Raw genomic sequence first — 18,830 nt, 5'->3', positions numbered from 1 at the left:
GCGGCCCGGCCCGTGACGGCGCCCGTCGGCGTGGCGGCGGGCGGATCGGTCACCGGTTGTTAGCGTGACATGCGGTTCCGTGACCATGGAGGGGTGCCATGACGGACGCCCCCGACGGGAGGCCGAAGCCCGCGGATCGGTGGCGACACTGGGGCGTCCGCGCGCTGAGCAACACCCGGAACGCGAGCGTCAGCGGTTGGCGCTGGTGGGCACGCACCTGGGATCGACTGGTCGCCGCGCTCCAGGATGAGGCGCCGGTGGGGCGCGGCGCCGCCCCGTCCCCGACCGGTCCGCTCGTCGAGCAGCGCGACGCGCCCCGGCTGATCGCGGTTCCCGCCCGCGGGTACGTGTACTCGTTCTACATCCGCGCCACGTTCGCCTGGTCGTCCCCGGCGAGCCTCCGGGCCGAGGTGCTGAGCTGGTACGTGCGGTACTTCGAGCCGAACGCGATCCAGCGGCTGACCCGTCTCGCCGCCGACGCCGCCCGGAACCTGCCGCCGAACCGGGCAGCGGACCTGGAGGTGGCGTTGCAGCGGGCGCTCGCCGACTACCCCGTCTGGCGCTACAGGCGGGGCGAGGTCGTCATCACCTGCCGACCCGACGCCGCCGTCCGGCTCGACGAGCGGATCCTGCCGGCGCTCAAGCCGCACATCGACCGGCTGGTCAAGCTGGAGTACCAGTTCGACGAGCAGCTCCGGCAGGCCAGGTACGCCGAGGAGCTGAGCCGTCGGTGGACGGCGATCCTGAACGAACACGTCGACGAGACAGCTGACCAGGACATCACCGACGCCCGCGACCACATGCTCACCGCCCAGCAGGACGCGGCCCGCTGGATCAACGAACTCCTCAGCCACAACCCCGAACACCCCACCGACCCGGCCCCCTCCCCCTCCCCCTCCATCCCACCCCAACAGACCCGCCCGGCCCCTGACTCATCCCCTTCATGATCACTTGATGATGGGTAGTTCGGTGCGGGCTCTGCTGACTACTCACCATCAAGTGATCAAGCGTGAACGCTGCGGACGGCGACCACGCCGCGAGGCTGCCAGCCCCGGGGAAGCCCCACCTCTAGCCGGCGTGCCACATCGGTGCGCTGCGCCGGGTGGTCCGTACCACGATCTCGGGGTTGGCCAGGACGCCGACCAGTCGCCGGCTGGCCGCCACCGCGAGCGGTCCGAGCGTGGCATGCCCGACGGTCGCATGGCACACCTGCAGCCCGATCTCCGCCAGCTCCCGTCGGGTCAGCGCGAAACGCCGGCCTCGTTGCTCGGCGAGCGCGGCACGGGCCCGGCGCAGCACCTCGCCCTGCTCGTCGGTCACGCGGCGCAGGACCTGGACCGACCAGCTCCACGTCTGCAGCAGCAGAAGGTCGGCCCGGTCGGGAGCCTGGTCGGTGAGCAACAGCTCGTGGTGGCAGACGGCGAGTGCGGCCTCGGCGTCGCCGTCGTCGAGGAGCAGGCGGGCCAGCAGCCCGGCCGCCAGCGGCGCGGATCGGCCGGCGCCGTCGCCTGCGCTGCCGGTGGCGAGCAACCGGCCCAGCAGTGCCCGCGCCGCGTCGGTGTCGCCTTCGGCGCAGTGCAGGGCCGCCAGGAACTCGTCGATGCCGGAATCCGTTCGCGTGCCGTCGTCCTCCCGGCGGCGCAGCTCTTCGGCGGCGGCCCGCAGCTCAGGAAGCGGCGCGTCGGCGGTGAGCAACCCGGCGATCCGCTCGCGCTGCGCGGACACCGGCGTGGTGGTGCCGGGTGTGGTCGGTGCGGGCATCAGCGCCAGCAAGTCCGCGAGCCGGCTCCACTGCCCGGCGGCGGCCCCGGCCAGCAGGGCCTTGCGGAGCGCCGCCACGGTCAGGCGGTCGACCGACCCGATGCTCTCCGCCCTGGCCCGGACGACGGCGGCGAAGGCACCCAGCGCCTCGGTCCAGTAGCCGGCCCGGGCCAGCTCGATGCCGAACTCCTCGCGCAGTCGGCTGCCCCGCCGCCCGGTCACCGAGCCGGCGGCCAGCCGGCTCTGCAGGCGGCCGTGCCGGAACCGGTACGCGCCGGCGCCGTGTCGCAGCAGGCCGACCGACTCCGCGTAGGCCAGGAACGCCAGCAGCTGGAAGGGGATGTGTCCTCTGGCGGCGAGCACAGCCTTCCCCACCGTGAACCGGATCCAGGCGGCACCGCCGCGCCGGTGCAGCCACCATGCCAGCCCCAGACCCATCCCGGCGTACGCCAACGACGTCATCGGCGGCGCGGCCGGCAGCAGCCCGCCCAACCGGAGCACCGCCACGGCGACGAGCAGGCGCAGGACCGCGGTGGCGACGGTGGTGAGAGCCGACGCGACGCTCGCCGCACGGTCCGCGTCGACGGTCTCCGCCGCGCTGGTGGCACCCAGTTCGGCGGCGGGAGCGGCGACGTCGACCCGCAGGCCGGCCGTGACGGCGCTGTACGTCCAGAAGAGGAGACCGACCACCACCGCGCCGCGCACCGGGTCGGACCACGCCGGCAGGCCCGGCACCCCGTCCAGCAACCGCACCAGCTCCGGCGACGGGGTGACGGTCGACAGCAGGGTCAGGGTCGCGAACGCCCAGAACGCGCCCCCGACCAGGCCGGCGATCAGCCCGTACCCCAAAGCTCGCCGGCCGCCGACGAACAGCACGCGACGGGGAGTGTCCGGCGCCGTGCGACCGCGCAGCAGCGCGGCGCACGCGGCCAGCAGGAAGGCCGCGACGGCGAGGCCGCCGGGATTGCGGGCGATCGTGTTCAGCAGGTGGCGGGTGCCGGTGTCGCTGACGAGCGCGGCGGTCTCGGTGAGCGCGTCGTGCGCGTACGAGAGTGCCACCCAGACGGCCAACCCGCCGCGCAGGCCGTCGAAGATCGCCCAGAACGGACCGGGCAGCGCGGCGGGCAGCTGCCACCAGCGGAACTCGCGCTGGTCGAGTGATTCCAGGTGTGCGGCGAGGAAGGCGAGGTATCGCCGGGACGTGTCCGGCTCCCACCGGCGCAGCCCTTGGCCACCCCGCCCGGAGCGCAGCGCGGCGTCGACTGCCCGGGTCAGCAGGTCGTCCTCCACCGACCGGCGACCCTGTTCCCGGGCCAGCGGGACGAGGTCGCGCGGGTCGGTGCCGGGCTGGTCGAAGGCGCTGCGGGCCATCGCCACCATCAGCGGTGTGGACAGTACGCCGGTCAGTTCAGTGTCGTCCCCGATGGTGGCGGCGACGGTGGACCAGTTCTCTGCCTGGTGGTACGGGGCCGCGTCGACCAGATAGTCGGCCACCTCGGCGGCGCTCAGCGGTTCCAGCACCACGACGGCGGTGCCGCGCAGCTTCTGCCCCTGGGTGAGGTAGCGCTCGTACACCGAAGATCGGCAGGTGAGCACGAACCGCTGGGTGGCCAGGACGTTCAGCTGCTCCAGGCAGGAGATCAACCGCTGCTCGGGCATCTCGTCGAGGCCGTCCAGGACGGGCACCACCAGGCTCGCCTCGACGAGGTCGCGCAGCACCGCCTCCGGGTGGGGGTGCTCGGCGGCGAGCTGCGGGTACCGCCGGGCGATCCGGTTGACCACCCAGTCGGTGAAGCCCTCCCGGTTGGGGTCCCATGAGGCCACCGGTAGCGGCACCGGGACGGGCGTGTCGGGCTCGCGGTGCGCCGGCAGCTCCCGGGCCATCCGCAGGGCGGCGATCGATTTTCCGGAACCGGCGGAGCCGAGCAGGAGAAGTCGCCCAGACGGGATGCTGCGGTATCGGGTCCAGAGCGCGCCGTCGCGGCCGGACAGGTCCACCGGGGCCGCAGCGCTGGAGCGACCGATCGCCCGCCAGGACGGCAACAGGCGGGCCGGCGCGGTAGACCAGCGCACGGGCAGCGGGTACGGCTCGTCAACGGCGCGGAGCACCGTGTCGTCGCTGGGGTCGCGGCGAACCAGGTCGGCGAGCTGGTCAGCAACAGCACGTCGGTGCGTGACGAGCGCCGTGGACGCCGCCGGTCGGTTGGTGAAGACCTGGTCCAGGACGACGTAGACGGCGACGAACCCGGCGATGACGCCCCAGGCCCAGTTGACCTTCTCGAAGTCGTAGCGCAGCCATACCCAGCCTGTCCCGCCTGCCGCCAGTGCGGCGACGACGGTCAGCAGGCCCCACTTCCACATCGGACGCCGCACCGCATCATTGTGATCCACTGCTGTGCGCGGGGACACCCCGCCGGCGTCGGCGGTGGCGGTCGCGGCCGGTCAGCTTCGGTGGACGCCATCGCCGCCACCCTGGGCGTCTCGCGGGCCACCGTCTACCGCCACCTGGACGCGGAATGACGAGACGGTTTTGGCGACGGTTTCGAGACGGTTGTGCGTCAGGCGGCCAGGGTGGCGTAGCGGCCGTTGCGGTGCAGCAGGCTGTCGTGGGTGCCGGCCTCGACGATCCGGCCGTGATCGAGCACCGCGATCTGGTCGGCGTCGCGGACGGTGGAGAGCCGGTGCGCGATGGTGATCGTGGTGCGCCCCTCGGCGAGCACGTCGAACGCCCGCTGCACGGCGCGCTCGGTCTCGGTGTCCAGCGCGCTGGTGGCCTCGTCGAGGACCAGGATGCGCGGGTCGCGCAGCAGGGTGCGGGCGATGGCCAGCCGCTGCTTCTCCCCGCCGGAGAACCGGTGGCCGCGCGAGCCGACCACGGTGTCGTACCCGTCGGGGAGGCCGGCGATCAGGTCGTGGATCTGGGCGGCGCGGGCGGCGTCCTCGATCTCGGCGTCGGTGGCGTCCGGCCGGGCGTAGCGCAGGTTCTCCCGGACGGTGGTGTGCAGCAGGTACGTCTCCTGGCTGACCACGCCGACGATCGCGGCCAGGTCGGCCAGGCGCAGGTCACGCAGGTCGACGCCGTCGACGGTGACCCGGCCGGCGGTCGGGTCGTGCAGCCGGCTGACCAGCCCGGCGAGGGTGCTCTTGCCGGAGCCGGTCTCGCCGACCAGGGCGAGGCTGGTGCCGGCGGGCACGTCCAGGGTGATCCCGGCGAGCGCGGCGGTGTCGCTGCCCGGGTAGCCGAACGTGACGTCCTCCAGGCGCAGGTGCCCGCGGACCCGGGCGGGGTCCAGGCGGACCGGCTCGGCGGGGTCGGCCACGTCGACCGGCAGGTCGAGGTATTCGAAGATCCGGGCGAACAGCGCCAGCGAGGCGGTCAGCGACACGCCCACGTTGAGCAGGCCCATCAGTGGCCGGAACAGCCCGCCCTGCAACGCGGTGAAGGCGACCAGTGTGCCGATGCTCAGCGTGCCGGCGGTGCCGGGCAGGCCAGCGGCGAGGTAGATGACGGCCGGTACGGCGGCGAAGATGATGCTCATCGAGGCCATCCGCCAGCGGCCGGCCAGCTCGCTGCGCAGCTCCAGGTCGACCAGGCGGGCCGACGAGGCGGCGAACCGGTCGATCAGCGCGGGCCCGGTGCCGAGGGTCTTGGCCAGTTGCACGCCGCTGACCGACAGCCCCTCCTCGACGGTGACGTTGAGGTCGGCGAGTTCGCGCTGGCGCTGGGCGGTGATCTCCCGGCGCATCCGGGCGACCCGGCGGGTCAGCCAGATCGCCGGCGGCAGCACCACCAGCGAGACCAGGGAGAGCTGCCAGGACAGCGCCATCATGGCGACCGCGGTGGCGACCACGGTGGTGAGGTTGGCCGCGACGGCGGTGGCGGTGGAGGTGACCACCGACTGCATGCCGCCGATGTCGTTGGTGATGCGGGACTGCACCTCGCCGGTGCGGGTCCGGGTGAAGAAGCCCAGTGACTGCCGCTGGAGGTGGCTGAAGACGTCGGTGCGCAGCCGGTGCATGACCTGCTGCCCGACCTGGGTGGAGATCCAGGTCTGGACGACGCCGAGGGCGGCGGTCACCGCGGCCACGGCGACCATGCCGAGGACCAGCCAGACCAGCAGGGTCACGTCGCCCTGCGGCAGGGCCCGGTCGATGACGGCGCGCAGCAGGAACGGGGTGGCCATCGCGATGATCGAGGAGGCCACGATGATCGCGGTCACGGCGGCCAGGGCGGGCCGGTGGGCGGTGAAGAGCCGGCCGATGCGGCGCAGCGACACCTGGCGGGCCTGCGCCTTCTCGTCGGCGCTGACGGTGCGGTGGCCGCGGTCGCGGCCGGTGGGGGTGGGTTCCAAGGGGCACTGCCTCTCGTCGACGGCATTGCTGAGGTTACCTCATCATGAGGTAGCAACCGCATCCCCTGCTACCGTATTCCCCGTGACGGAGCGCACGGCGGACGGCGACGACGAGAGCCTGGCGGAGACGTTCTGGGCGGTGGCCGGGCGGCTGCGCCGGCAGGCGCGGGAGTCGTTGGCGCCGTGGGACGTCACCCCCAGCCAGTCCCGGGCGCTCGGGGTGCTGGCCCGGCACGGTGAGCTGCGCCCCGGCGCCATCGCCGAGCACCTGCGCATCGCGCCCCGCTCGGCCACCGAGGTCATCGACGACCTCCAGGCCCGGGGGCTCGTCGAACGCCGGCCCGACCCGGCCGACCGGCGGGCGACCCTGGTCGCGCTCACCGAGGAGGGCAACCGGGTCAGCGCCGCCATCCGGGCCGCCCGCCGCGCCGAGGCCGACCGCTTCTTCGGCCACCTGGACGACGCCGACCGCGACCAGCTCGCCCGCATCCTGCGCACCCTTCGCGGCTGAGCCGCACGGACGGCACCCTGGGCGGCGGTGACCGGGTTTGCCCACCCCGCGCCCGGGTAGCCAGCCGCCCCCGTCCGGTCGGCGGGACCGGCCACGACACGGCCGGGTGAGGTGACAGGAGGATGTCCGTGCCGCTGGTGTCCCATCTGACTCACCACCCCGCCTGATGTGCGGGATCAGCGGAGAGGCCCGATTCGACGGCAGGCAGCCCGACGCGGCGGCGGTCACCCGGATGACCGAGGCGATGCGGTCGCGCGGCCCGGACGGCGAGGGGCTGTTCACCGACGACTGGGTGATTCTGGGGCACCGCCGGCTGACCATCATCGACCTGTCCGACGCGGGCGGCCAGCCGATGGTGCGCGAGGACCTGGGCCTGGCGCTGGTCTTCAACGGCTGCATCTACAACTACCCCCAGCTGCGCGAGGAACTCACCCACGCCGGGTACGCGTTCCACTCCACCAGCGACACCGAGGTGATCCTGGTGGCGTACGCGCACTGGGGTGAGCGCTTCGTCGACCACCTGGTCGGCATGTTCGCGATCGGGCTGGTCGACCGGGCACGACGGCGGCTGGTGCTGGCCCGCGACCGGCTCGGCATCAAACCGCTCTACCTCGCCGAGAGCCCCGGGCGGCTGCGGTTCGCCTCCACCCTGCCGGCGCTGCTGGGCGCCGGGGACGTGGACACCGCCATCGACCCGGTGGCGCTGCACCACTACCTGTCCTGGCACTCCATCGTCCCGGCGCCGCGGACGGTGCTGCGCGGCGTACGCAAGCTGCCCCCGGCCACGCTGCGGGTGATCGAGGCGGACGGGCGCAGCCGCGACGAGGCGTACTGGCGTCCCGACTACGTGCGGGAACCGGCCGACGCCGGGATGGACGCCGCCGACTGGCGGGCCGCCATCGGCGACGCGCTGCGCACGGCGGTACGCCGGCGGCTGGTCGCCGACGTACCGGTCGGGGTGCTGCTGTCGGGCGGGCTGGACTCCAGCCTCATCGTGGCGCTGCTCGCCGAGGCCGGCCAGCGGCACCTGCGCACGTTCAGCATCGGCTTCGACAGCCGCGGCGGCGAGTCCGGCGACGAGTTCCACTACTCCGACCTGGTGGCCCGCGCGTACGACACCGACCACGACCGGATCCGGCTGTCCAACGACGACCTGGTGCCCGCCGTGCGGCGCGCCGTCGAGGCGATGGCCGAGCCGATGGGCAGCCACGATGTCGTCGCCTTCCACCTGCTCTCCGAGCAGGTGGCCCAGCAGGTGAAGGTGGCCCAGTCCGGGCAGGGCGCCGACGAGGTGTTCGCCGGCTACGGCTACCACCAGCCACTGACCGGGGCGCCCCGGCACGGCGCCGCCGAGACGTTCGCCGCCGCCTTCTTCGACCGCGACCACGACGAGCTGCGCCGGATCGTCGGCCCGGCGTACGCGCTGGACCACGACGCCAGCCGCGACCTACTGACCGAACACCTCGCCGCACCCGGTGCGCAGACCGCGCTGGACGCGGTCCTGCGCCTGGACACCCACCTGATGCTGCCCGACGACCCGGTCAAGCGGGTGGACAACATGAGCATGGCGTGGGGCCTTGAGGTGCGCACCCCCTTCCTCGACCAGGACCTGGTCACCGTGGCCGCGCGCTGCCCGCCGGAGCACAAGGTGGCCCGGGGTGGCAAGGGCGTGCTGAAGGAGGTCGCCCGGGAGGTCCTGCCGGCCGAGGTCATCGACCGGCCGAAGGGCTACTTCCCGGTGCCGGCGCTGCGCAACGTGGACGGGCCGGTGCGCGAGCTGGTCGCCGAGGCGTTGCAGGCGCCGGTCGCGCGGGAGCGGGGGCTGTTCCGCTCGGAGTACGTGGCGCGGTTGATCGCCGAGCCGGACCGGGCGGAGGCGGCGGCCGGCAGCAACAAGCTGTGGCAGCTCGGGCTGCTGGAACTCTGGCTCCAGACGCACGACATCCGCTGAGCCACGGTCAGTCCGATGCCACGGCCGCCGCCCGCCCGGCGAGGAAGGCCTGCTCGGCCGCGTTGCCGGTCAGTGCGGCGGCCGTCCGGTACGCGGCGGCGGCCTCCCCGCTCCGGCCGAGCCGGGCCAGCAGGTCGGCGCGGACGGCGTGCCGCACGTGGTAGCCGTCCAGGTCGAGGCGGTCCACCTCGGCCAGCGCCACCGCCGGCCCGGCCACCTCGGCCAGCGCGACGGCCCGGTTCAGCGCCACCACCGGCCCGGGGGCGACCGCCAGCAGCTGGTCGTACAGCTGGAGGATCTGATCCCAGTCGGTGTCGGCGGCGCGCGCCGCGGCGCCGTGCACGGCGGCGATCGCGGCCTGGATCTGGTACGGCCCCGGCCGGTCGCGGCGCAGGCAGCGGCGGACCAGCGCCTGTCCCTCGGCGACCAGCGCGGCGTCCCAGCGACCCCGGTCCTGCCGGGGCAGCGGAACGAGGTCGCCGTCGGCGGTGGTCCGCGCGTCCCGGCGGGACTCGGTGAGCAGCATCAGTGCGAGCAGGCCCAGCGCCTCCGGCTCGTCCGGCATCAGCTCGACCAGCAGCCGGGCCAACCGGACCGCCTCGGTGCACAGCTCGGCGCGGACCAGTCGCTGCCCGGCGCTCGCCGTGTACCCCTCGTTGAAGATCAGGTAGAGGACCGCGAGCACGGTGTGCAGCCGGTCGGGCAGGTCGGCGTCGCGCGGCACCCGGTACGGGATCCGCGCGTTGCGGATCTTCGACTTGGCCCGGACGAGCCGCTGCGCCATCGTCGGCTCGGGCACCAGGAAGGCGCGGGCGATCTCGGCGGTGCTCAGCCCGCCGAGCAGGCGCAGCGTGAGCGCGACCCGGGCGGCCGGGGCGAGCGCCGGGTGGCAGCAGGTGAAGATCAGACGTAGCCGGTCGTCGCGCACCGGCGCCTCCTCGGCGGGTGGGTCGGCGGCGTACAGCAGGGCCGCCTGGGCGTGCCGGTCGGCCCGGGACGCTTCCCGGCGCAGCCGGTCGATGGCCCGGTTCCGGGCTGTGGTGATGATCCAGCCGGCGGGGCTGGGTGGCGGACCGGTCCGCGGCCACCGTCGTAGCGCGATGGCGAAGGCGTCCTGGACGGCCTCCTCGGCGAGGTCGATGTCGCCGAGGAGGCGGACCAGGACGGCGACCGCGCGGCCGTACTCCGCGCGGAACACCGCCTCCACGTCCTGCACGGTCAGTCGCCGGCCCCACCCTGGAACGGGCGGACCTCGATCGGGAGGGTGGTGGCCAGCGCGTAGCGCCGGCCCCAGTCCAGGGCGGCGTCCAGGTCCGGCACGTCGATGATGGTGATGCCGCCCAGGTACTCCTTGCCCTCGACGAACGGCCCGTCGGTGACGAGCACCTCGCCGTCGCGGGGGCGCAGCACGGTGGCGGACTCCGGGCCGTGCAGGCCCTGCCCGAAGACCCACGACCCGGTGGCCGTCAGCTCGTCACGGAACTCGCCGAGCTGGCGCATCACCCCGGCCAGGAACTCGGGCTCCGGCGGCAGCTCACCCTGCGGCTGATGCATGCTGAGCAGGTAGAGGGTCATCGTTCCTCCTCGCGGGGCGGCCGGCCCGTCGCCGGCCTCTCATCCTTCACACGAACGGCCACCGCCGGGATCGACAGACCGCCCGGAAAGATTCGATGTCGGGCCGGCCGAGGCCGCGGGACGGCCGCCGGGCGGTGCGGTGGTACGCCAGGTGACGGCACGGTTGCCAGCGTGTGCGAGCTGCGGTGTCGCGCCCTCCCGGGCCGGGCGGGATGGTGTAGAAAGGCGGAGTGAGCGCAGCGGTGACGCAGGTGCCGGTGTACGACCGTGGGGCGGTCCACGGTGGCTGAGCACGCCCAACCGCCCACGCCCGCGACCGCGGGCACCGCTCTGGTGCAGCTCGGCGACGTGCCGCTGGCGGACCTGCTGGCCGGCGCCGGTGACACTGTGCTGGCCCACGTGCTGGGAGCACTGGTCGCCGAGGGCGAGCCGGGCAGGCCCGGCGACGTGTCGGCGTTCGAATCGAGCTTCTGACCGTGTCGGCCGACGCCCCGCCGTCGGCCGCCCGACGCCGCCCGGCCGCTGGCGTACCACCCGACACCTCGACGGCGCCCCGGGTACGCCAGTTGGTGCTCAAGGTGCATTCGCGCTGCAACCTGGCCTGCGACTACTGCTACGTCTACCGGCACGCCGACCAGGACTGGCGGGACCGGCCCCGGGTCATGGCGCCCGGCACCGTGGCCCGGGTGGCCGACCGGCTGGCCGCGCACGTCGCCCGACACGGCACCGACCGGGTCCGGGTGGTGCTGCACGGCGGGGAGCCGCTGCTCGCCGGCGTCGCCCTGCTCGACCGGACGGTACGCACCCTGGGCGCCGCGCTGCCGGCCACCACCACCCTCGACGTCGCGATGCAGACCAACGGGTTGCTGCTGGACGAGGCGGCGCTCGCGCTGTGCCACACGCACGGCATCGACGTCGGCGTGAGCGTGGACGGCGACCGGACGGCCAACGACCGGCACCGTCGGCACGCCGACGGGCGGGGCAGCTTCACCGAGGTGGCCGCCGCGCTGCGTCTGCTGGCCCGCCCCGAGCACCGGGCCCGCTACGCCGGCCTGCTCTGCACCGTCGACCTGGCCAACGACCCGGTCGCCGTCTACCGGAGCCTGCTGGAGTTCGACCCGCCCCGGCTGGACCTGCTGCTGCCGCACGGCAACTGGAGCGCTCCCCCGCCCGGCCGCCGGCCCGGCGATCCCGCCACCCCGTACGCGGACTGGCTGATCGCCGTCTTCGACACCTGGTACCGGGAGACGCCCCGGCGCACCGGGATCCGGCTGTTCGAGTCGCTCATCGCGTTGCTGCTCGGCGGGCGCAGCGGCACCCAGGCACTGGGCGGCGCCGAGCCGGACATCATGACGATCGAGACCGACGGCACCATCGAAGGCACCGACACCCTCAAGACCACCACCGCGTCGGCGATGCGTACCGGGCTGGACGTCTTCCGACACAGCTTCGACGAGGCGCTGCGTCATCCGTCGCTGGCCGGGCGTCCGACCGGGCCGGCGGCTCTCGCCCCGGCCTGCCGAGCCTGCCCGGTCGTCGGCGCGTGCGGCGGCGGCCTGTACGCGCACCGCTTCCGCGACGGCGCCGGCTTCGCCCACCCGTCGGTCTACTGTGCGGACCTGTTCCGGCTGATCCAGCACGTGCGGTCGGTGGTCGCCGCCGACCTGGACGCGCTGCGCCGGCAAGCCGCGCCGGCGGGGCGGTGAGCCGTGTCGGGGCCGCTGTCCGGAGCACAGTTCGCCGGGCTGGCCGGTGGGCACGGTGACCCCGACGCCCTCGACGTGCTGCGCGGCGGGCAGTTGGGCCGGCGCAGGCTGTTGACCGTCGCCGCCGCCCGCGCGTACGGCGACGACCCGCTGGTCCGGCGCGGCCTGGACCTGCTCACCCGCGCCGAGCGGGCCGACCCGGCGGCCGTCGCCGGGGTGCTGGCGCACCCGCCGCTCACCGGCTGGGCCCGCGCCGCCATCGGCCGGACGACCGACCCCGGCTACCTGGCCACGCTCGCCGCGGCCGCCGCGACCCGGGCGGGTCTCGCCTTCGAGCTGACGCTGCCCTGCCCGGACGGCACACTGCTGCTGCCCACCCTCGGCGGCGCGGTCGGCCTGGCTCCCGGCCCGACGGTGGTGAGCGCACGGCACGGCACGGCACGGATCATCCAGCGGGACGGGCCGGTGCGCTGGCTGCCGGTGCGGCGGATGACCCCGGCCGCCGGCGTCGAGGTGACCATCGACGACCAGGACCCGTGGCGGCGCCGCTACCACCATCCGCCCGCACCCCGGCTCGCCGACGACGCCGCCGCCGACCTGGACCGCCTCACCGGGCGGGCGTGGCGCTGGCTGCACGCCCACCTGCCCGCGCACGCCGACGGGCTGGCCGGGCTGCTGCGCTCGCTGGTCCCGCTGCGGCCACCGCCGTCCGGGCACGCGGTGAGCGCGACCAGCCGGGACGCGCTGGGCGCCATCGCGCTCTCCGTGCCGGCCGAGCCGAAGACCCTCGCGCTGCTGCTGGTGCACGAGCTGCAGCACACGAAACTGGGTGCGCTGCTGGACCTGGTGCCGCTGCACCACCCCGGGCCGGCGCGCTACCGGGCGCCGTGGCGGCTCGACCCGCGCCCCGCCAGCGCCCTGCTCCAGGGCGCGTACGCGCACCTGGGGGTGGCCGAGGTGTGGCGCTGCCGGCGGGCGGAGGGCGTCGGCGCCGCCTTCGAGTACGCGTACTGGCGGGAGCAGACCGCCCGCGCGGCCCGTCAGCTCGCCGGCGCGTCCGAGCTGACGGACGCCGGGCGGAGCTTCCTGGCCGGCATGACCGCCACGCTGCGCGGCTGGCGCGACCCGGTGGACGAGCAGATTGAGGCGGCGGTGCGGGACGTGGCCGACGGCGGTGCGGTGCGCTGGGGCCTGGCCAACCTGAGCGCCCACCCGGACGAGGTCGACCGGGCGGTGCGGGCCTGGCGGCGCGACGAGCCGCGCCCGGACGACGGACCGCCGCCGACGGTCACGCCGGGCCCGGCCACCCCGGCGCTTCCGACCGACACCGGCCCGGAGTCGGCGGTACGCCGGCGGCTGCTGGACGCCGGCACCGAGCCATCCACGATGGACCGGGCCGACCGGGCCTACGCGGGCGGCGATCCGGTACGGGCGTTGGAGGGGTACCGGCGACGACTGGGCGGCGATCCCGAGGACACCGACGCGTGGGTGGGTCTGGCGCTCGCCGCCGCGCGCACCGGACATCCGGCCGCGGCCCGTGCCCTGGCGACCCGCCCGGACCTGGTTCGCGCGGTCCACCGGGCGCTGCCCGACGCCGACCTGCTGGCGGTGGCGGCGTGGTGCCTTGACACCCCGTCAGCGCGTGCGCCCCGATCCGTCAGCGGCGACGACGGGCCCGGTACTGCTCACGGGTGATCGCGTGCACGGCGACGGGCTGCTCGGGCACCGGCACGACGGTGCTGAATTCGTACGACGAAGCCGAACCGTAGGACCTCGGCAGCCGCCTCGGTGGCGGGTCAGGGCGCTAGAGCAGCGCCGGTTCGATGTAGGCGTTGGAACGTTCCCGCTGGCGGGCCTGCACCACCCGTGGGTTGTCCCCGCCGAAGAGCTGCACCAACTGCCCGAACGCCTCGTCGTAGAGGGCACGCCCGGCGTCCGCCTCGCTCTCCGTGGCGAGCCGGCTCAACGCCAGGTTGACCGACGCGGACAGGGTGTCCGGGTGCTCGGCGCCCAGCGCCCGGGTCAACTCCACGTACGCGGTGGTGTCCAGCAGCAGCGCGGTGTCCCGGTCGCCGAGGGCGAACAGGTCGTTGGCGAGGTTGAGGGTGGCCAGCAGGGTGTGCGGGTGCCGCTCGCCGAGGTTGGCCAGCAACTGGTCGCGGACCCGCTGGGCGAGATCGCGGGCCTGGACGTGGTCGCCCTGCTTGCGCAGCAGCACGCCGAGGTTGTTCAGGCAGGCCAGGGTGATCGCGTGCGTCTCGCCGAGCACCTCGTTGTAGCCGTCGCGCAGTCGGCGGGCCACCCGCAGCGCGGTCTGGTTGTCACCCACCGCCGACCAGGTGGTGGCCAGCGCCATCTCGGCGGACAACGTGTCGGCGTGCTCACCGCCGAGGGTGCGCTGGTAGCGGACGACGGTGCGTTCGATCAGCCGGTGCGCGTCGGCGAAGCGGCCGAGCTGGCGCAGGGTGAGCGCCAACTCCTTGGCCGTCCGCAGGGTCTCCGGGTGGTCCGCGCCGTTCACCTTCTGCTGGACGGTGTAGGTGCGTTGCAGCACGCTGTGCGAGCGCCACAGCTCGCCGGTGTCGCGCAGCCCCCGCCCGTAGTTGCTGGCCGAGGCGAGGGTGGACGGGTCCTCCTCGCCGAAGCGGGCCCGCCGCCGCTCGTGGATGTGCTGGTCCAGCAGGGCGGCGCCGCGGAAGTCGCCGACCAGTCGCAGCGACACGGCGAGGTTGTTCTCCGCGATGAGCGTCCGGCCGCTGTCGTCGCCGAACGTGCGCACGCTCAGCTCCAGGGTGCGCCGGTCCTGCGCCTCGGCCTCGTGGTAGAGGCCCTGGGCGCGCAGGTCCGCGCCGAGGCTGCGGGCGGTCATCAGGGTGTAGAGGTGCTCCTCACCGAAGATCCGCCGCTGCCGGTCGTACACGTCCCGGTCGATCTCGTACGCCCGGTCGAAGTGGCTCTGCGCGCGCAGCACGTTGGCCAGGTGGAAGCGCATCCGCAGCTTGGTCGGGTCGTCCTCGTCGGTGTCGCGCCAACCGGCCAGCGACTCCTGCGCCAACGCCCGGCTGGTGTCGTAGTCGCCGCGCCGGTAGAGGTAGCGCACGATGTCCACGACCAGTTGCCGCGCCTCATCCATCGTGGACAGGTGCAGCTCACTCGGGCGCACGTGCGGCCACAGCTCGGCGTACCGGGGCCAGTTGACCGGCTTGTCCGGGTCGCGCGGGCTGGCCGCGGCGAGCAGCAGCTGGGCCTGCCGGCGGGCCTCGTCGGCGTCGTCGAGCTGATCCTGGATCACCAGCTGCACCAGCCGGTGGATGCGGACGGAGTTGTTCTCCGCGTCCACCTGGGCCAGGCCGTAGCGACCCAGTTCGGCGGTGACCAGGCCCTGCAGGATCGGGTCGGTCAACGTCGGGTCGAACGGGGCCATGAAGCTCGCGAAGCGGTCGCCGGTGAGCATGGCGACCGGGATGGGTTCCGGCGCGTAGAACGAGCACAGCTCCAGCAGGCGGGCGGCCGCCGGCTTCTCCGAGCGCAGCTGGGCCAGGGTGACCAGCCAGGTGGCGGCGAGCGCCTTGGAGTAGCCGGCGGACTGCCGGCCGTCCAGGATCCGCAGCAGCCCGGGGGTGTCCAGGGAGGCCAGGTACCGGTCGACCTGCATCGCCGTGGCCCGCAGGTACGCCGCGCCCTGCTCGACCGCGAGCGGCAGGTCGCCGAGCTTCTCCGCCACCTGCGTCGCCTCGTCCTCGGTGAGCCCGCGGACCCGGTCGCGCAGCAGCTGGACGCTCTCGGCGCGGTCGAAGACGGTCAGCTCCGTCGCGGTGGCGTACTCGCTCCAGCTCTGGTCGCGGGTGGTGAGCAGCACGTGGCCCGGGCCCTGCGGCAGCAGCGCGCGGGCGCCCCGGGTGGGCTCGTTGGCGTTGTCCAGGACGATCAGCCAGCGCCGGTCCGGACCGCTGCGGCGCAGCGCGTCGAGCACCCGGCGGACCGCGTCGGCGCCGCCGCCGGTGCCCAGCCCCATCGCCTGGCCGAGGTCGGCGAGACCCCCGCGGATGCGGTCCTCGCTGTCCGCCGGGATCCACCAGACCAGGTCGTAGTCGCGGCCGAAGCGCAGCGCGTACTCGGCGGCCAGCTGGGTCTTGCCGACCCCGCCGAGGCCGTGCACGACCTGCGTCGCCGAGTCCGGTGCGGCAGTGAGCCGGTCCCGCAGCGCCTCGAGCTGGGCGGCCCGGCCGACGAACGGGGTGCCATGCTGACGGACGTTGGACACCGCCGGGAACGGGCCGGGGAACCGGCCGACCGCGCGCCCACCGACCGCGCCCGCCGGGGCGCCGGCCGCCTCCAGCAGCCGGGTCCGGGCGGTGGACGGGTCGACGTCGGTGAGGTCGACCGGGCTGCGGTCGCTGTACGGCACGGGCAGCCGCGACTCGTCCACCCGCAGCGGCACGAGCACTCCCCCGCCGCCGAGCTGGTCCCGGCCGGCGGCGGCCTTCCACACCTCGGCCGCCAGCGAGGTGCCCGCGTAGTGCCGGGTGAGCACGGCCAGGACCCGGCTGGCGCCGCCGACGGCCCGGTCGAACTCGGCCCGCCCGCCGGCGCGCAGCGGGACGTCCACCGCCCGGCGGTCCACCCGCAGCCCGGCCTCCTCCAGCTGGTCGGTCACCCACTCGGCCCAGAGCCGGTCGGCGGAGGCGTAGCTGACCAGCACGGGCTGCTCGGCGGCGAGCCGGCTGCGCTCGAACTCGGTCAGCGAACGGCGACGGTCCTCCTCGGGCATCGGATGCAGCGCGCTGACCCGGCCCCCGGTGATCACCGAGGCGAGCTGCTCGTACGCGGCGAGCAGCGTGCCGACCTGCTCGGGCCGGTCGCCGAAGGCGGCGAGGATCTCCTCGTACGCGTAGAAGGCGCGGTAGGGCACCTCGATGGTGTTCCAGTAGCGGGCCGCCGCCGAGTCGGAGAGGTGGTCCAGGAACGGGGCGAACTCGGCGCGGACCAGGTCGCGACCGGTCTCCAGCTTGCGCAGCTCGGCGTCCTCCACCCGCATGGGCACCGGCAGCAGCAGCGGCGGGTCGTCCGGGCGCTGGCCGCGGATGGAGCGGGCCACCGCCGCCGCGCCGCGGATGCTCTGGGTGGACATCGTGAAGCAGTTGACCACCAGGTCGGGCAGCTGCACGGTGCAGATGCCGGCCACGTCGCTGAGCCCGGTGCGGCTGTCGATCAGCACCACGTCGTACTCGGCGCGCATCTGCGCGCGGACCGCGTCGATGAACGACGCGCCGCCCTGCCGCTCGTAGAAGTTGGCCCAGTCGAATGTGCTCACCAGCCGCGAGTACGCCGAGTCCTGCTGCCCCGCGGCCACGAAGTCGATCACGCCGCCGTGGCTGAAGTCCCAGTTCAGCGAGACCGCACGGCGCTGGATCTTGGCGTGCCCGGCGAGCAGTTCCTGGGAGTCCTCGTCCCGGTTGCGCTGCATGGTGGCGATCGAGTAATCCCAGATCATCTCGATCACGCCCGGGGTGGCGCGCAACTCCTTGTCCCGCAGGAACGGGTGGAAGTAGCGGTGCAGGCCGGGGGATTCGAGATCCCAGTCGACCACCAGCACCTGCAGGCCCTGACTGGCCAGGATCCACGCCACGTTGGCCAGCGCCATCGTCCGCCCGGTGCCACCCTTGTACGAGTAGAAGGTCACGATCTGGCCGCGTGCCGTCTCGTTCACCGCCATGGCGTGCCTCCCCTAGGGACCTTCGAGGATCGGGCGCAGCCCGGGGCCGTCCGTGGGCGGCTCCTGGTAGACCGTGCCCGTGCGGTAGATCCGGCCCTGTTCGACGACCAGCACGTCCTCCAGCTCCTCCTGGAAGCGGGCGGAGGTCGCGATCTCGGTGCGCCACACGTCGCGGGTGTTGTGCAGCACGTGATGCGGGAGCACCCGGGCCAGGGTGTCCCACATCTTGCGGTTGCCACCGGACGCGGCGTCGTCGGCGGCCGTCCAGGGCACGAGCACCGGCGCCCGGGGCGAGCCCACGTCGCGGTCGTAGCGGATCAGGCTGAGCTGGTAGCGCGGCAGGTCGGCCGACCACACGTCGACCACCAGCACGACGATCTGGTTGTGCGCCCGGGCCCATTCCCGCACCGCCGCCAGCTCCTCGGCGTCCTCCACCGTCCACCCGTAGCTCTTGGTGGTGGCGATGGCCCCGGCCCAGCTGCCGATCGGCACCTCCAGCTCGGGCCGGTACGGCCGCCAGTCCCGCGACACCGCGCCGTAGCGCTCCTCGGCGCCGGGACGGCTGCCGGCCAGCTCGGCGGAGCTGCCGGCGACCAGCACGATGTGCACATGCCGCGCGTTGGTGGCCCGCTGCACCGCGCCGGCCACGCTCGGCCCGGTCTGCTCCTGGGGCCGTGCCGGCGGGCCGAAGGCACTGGTCACCTTGGCCAGCGTCGGGCGCTGCGCCGGCTGGTGCAGGGTGTGGTCGCGGGCGGTCTGCACGATGTGCTTGGCCAGCGCGTCGACGAAGTCCCGGTACTCGTCCTCGTGCCGGCGGCGCTGCTTGAGGGTGAGCAGCCCGTCCTGCGCGTAGACCGTGCCGGCCGGGAAGTTGCGGTACTGGAAGGTGCCCACCACCTCGGGCAGCCTGTCGCACGGGATCCACTGCACCGGCACCAGCGCCGGCGGGCGGACCTGGAACTGCCGCTCGTGCTCGTCGATCCGGTCGGCGAAGACCCGGAACTCCCGGCCACAGTAGTCACTGACGACGTACCGGGGGGAGGTCAGCGCGACCAGGCAGGCGCTGGTGGAGAGCGCGCTGGCCAGCGCGTCCGTCCAGGTGGTGCCCAGCAGCATCTGCCCGTCGATGAACCCGGCCTCGTGCCAACGGACCCCGGCCAGCCCGGCCACCGCCTCGCTGAGATCGCCGAAGAACGCCTGCACCTGACCGTTGCGGTTGTCCTCTTGGGCGTAGCTCAGGAAGAAGAGTGGCACGCCC

General features: G+C 74.1%; 12 protein-coding genes. 6 read left to right on the top strand and 6 right to left on the bottom strand.

The window, feature by feature from the left end:
* The first annotated feature begins 98 nt into the window (after window positions 1-98).
* On the top strand, window positions 99-947 hold the full coding sequence (locus AB0K07_RS14430; RefSeq protein WP_363755076.1) for a hypothetical protein: 849 nt from the start codon (window positions 99-101) through the stop codon (window positions 945-947).
* A 121-nt stretch (window positions 948-1,068) separates the two neighbouring features.
* On the opposite strand, the gene AB0K07_RS14425 is transcribed toward AB0K07_RS14430, so the two are convergent.
* On the bottom strand, window positions 1,069-4,134 hold the full coding sequence (locus tag AB0K07_RS14425; protein ID WP_363755074.1) for an NACHT domain-containing protein: 3,066 nt from the start codon (window positions 4,132-4,134) through the stop codon (window positions 1,069-1,071).
* A 185-nt stretch (window positions 4,135-4,319) separates the two neighbouring features.
* The gene (locus AB0K07_RS14420; RefSeq protein ID WP_363755072.1) at window positions 4,320-6,113 is read right to left on the bottom strand and encodes an ABC transporter ATP-binding protein; all 1,794 of its coding nucleotides are present in this window, start codon (window positions 6,111-6,113) and stop codon (window positions 4,320-4,322) included.
* A gap of 82 nt (window positions 6,114-6,195) precedes the next feature.
* Here AB0K07_RS14420 and AB0K07_RS14415 point away from each other — a divergent pair, with 82 nt between their 5' ends.
* Together AB0K07_RS14415 and AB0K07_RS14410 are read left to right on the top strand one after the other, a co-directional pair.
* On the top strand, window positions 6,196-6,624 hold the full coding sequence (locus AB0K07_RS14415; protein WP_363755070.1) for a MarR family winged helix-turn-helix transcriptional regulator: 429 nt from the start codon (window positions 6,196-6,198) through the stop codon (window positions 6,622-6,624).
* A 166-nt stretch (window positions 6,625-6,790) separates the two neighbouring features.
* The gene (locus AB0K07_RS14410; protein ID WP_363755068.1) at window positions 6,791-8,575 is read left to right on the top strand and encodes an N-acetylglutaminylglutamine amidotransferase; all 1,785 of its coding nucleotides are present in this window, start codon (window positions 6,791-6,793) and stop codon (window positions 8,573-8,575) included.
* A 7-nt stretch (window positions 8,576-8,582) separates the two neighbouring features.
* Here the strand turns inward: AB0K07_RS14410 and AB0K07_RS14405 are convergent, their stop codons facing one another.
* The gene (locus AB0K07_RS14405) at window positions 8,583-9,791 is read right to left on the bottom strand and encodes a sigma-70 family RNA polymerase sigma factor (protein ID WP_363755066.1); all 1,209 of its coding nucleotides are present in this window, start codon (window positions 9,789-9,791) and stop codon (window positions 8,583-8,585) included.
* Between the two features lie 2 nt (window positions 9,792-9,793).
* Entirely contained in the window at window positions 9,794-10,150 is a 357-nt protein-coding gene (locus AB0K07_RS14400; RefSeq protein WP_363755064.1) for a YciI family protein, read from the bottom strand.
* Window positions 10,151-10,432: 282 nt separating this feature from the next.
* Here AB0K07_RS14400 and fxsA point away from each other — a divergent pair, with 282 nt between their 5' ends.
* The 3 genes from fxsA to AB0K07_RS14385 are packed head-to-tail and all read left to right on the top strand — an operon-like array spanning window position 10,433 to window position 13,551.
* A complete protein-coding gene (fxsA, locus tag AB0K07_RS14395) occupies window positions 10,433-10,624 on the top strand; it encodes an FxSxx-COOH cyclophane-containing RiPP peptide (RefSeq protein ID WP_363755062.1) in 192 nt (63 codons plus the stop codon).
* Window positions 10,625-10,626: 2 nt separating this feature from the next.
* Complete coding sequence (locus tag AB0K07_RS14390; protein WP_363755060.1) at window positions 10,627-11,856, top strand: FxsB family cyclophane-forming radical SAM/SPASM peptide maturase; 1,230 nt, start codon at window positions 10,627-10,629, stop codon at window positions 11,854-11,856.
* A gap of 3 nt (window positions 11,857-11,859) precedes the next feature.
* On the top strand, window positions 11,860-13,551 hold the full coding sequence (locus AB0K07_RS14385) for an HEXXH motif-containing putative peptide modification protein (RefSeq protein ID WP_363755058.1): 1,692 nt from the start codon (window positions 11,860-11,862) through the stop codon (window positions 13,549-13,551).
* A 109-nt stretch (window positions 13,552-13,660) separates the two neighbouring features.
* Here AB0K07_RS14385 and fxsT read toward each other — a convergent pair whose 3' ends face one another.
* Both fxsT and AB0K07_RS14375 read right to left on the bottom strand, forming a co-directional pair.
* Window positions 13,661-17,572, bottom strand: a complete 3,912-nt coding sequence (gene fxsT, locus AB0K07_RS14380) for an FxSxx-COOH system tetratricopeptide repeat protein (RefSeq protein WP_363755056.1) — start codon at window positions 17,570-17,572, stop codon at window positions 13,661-13,663.
* A gap of 12 nt (window positions 17,573-17,584) precedes the next feature.
* The gene (locus AB0K07_RS14375) at window positions 17,585-18,826 is read right to left on the bottom strand and encodes a TIR-like protein FxsC (protein ID WP_363755054.1); all 1,242 of its coding nucleotides are present in this window, start codon (window positions 18,824-18,826) and stop codon (window positions 17,585-17,587) included.
* Window positions 18,827-18,830 lie beyond the last annotated feature (4 nt).

Origin of the sequence: Micromonospora sp. NPDC049301 (genome assembly GCF_040678715.1) — a bacterium.
In the GTDB taxonomy this organism is placed as follows: domain Bacteria; phylum Actinomycetota; class Actinomycetes; order Mycobacteriales; family Micromonosporaceae; genus Micromonospora.
The sequence above is the reverse complement of the archived record's forward strand: the minus strand, read 5'-3'. Positions and strand labels throughout refer to the sequence as shown.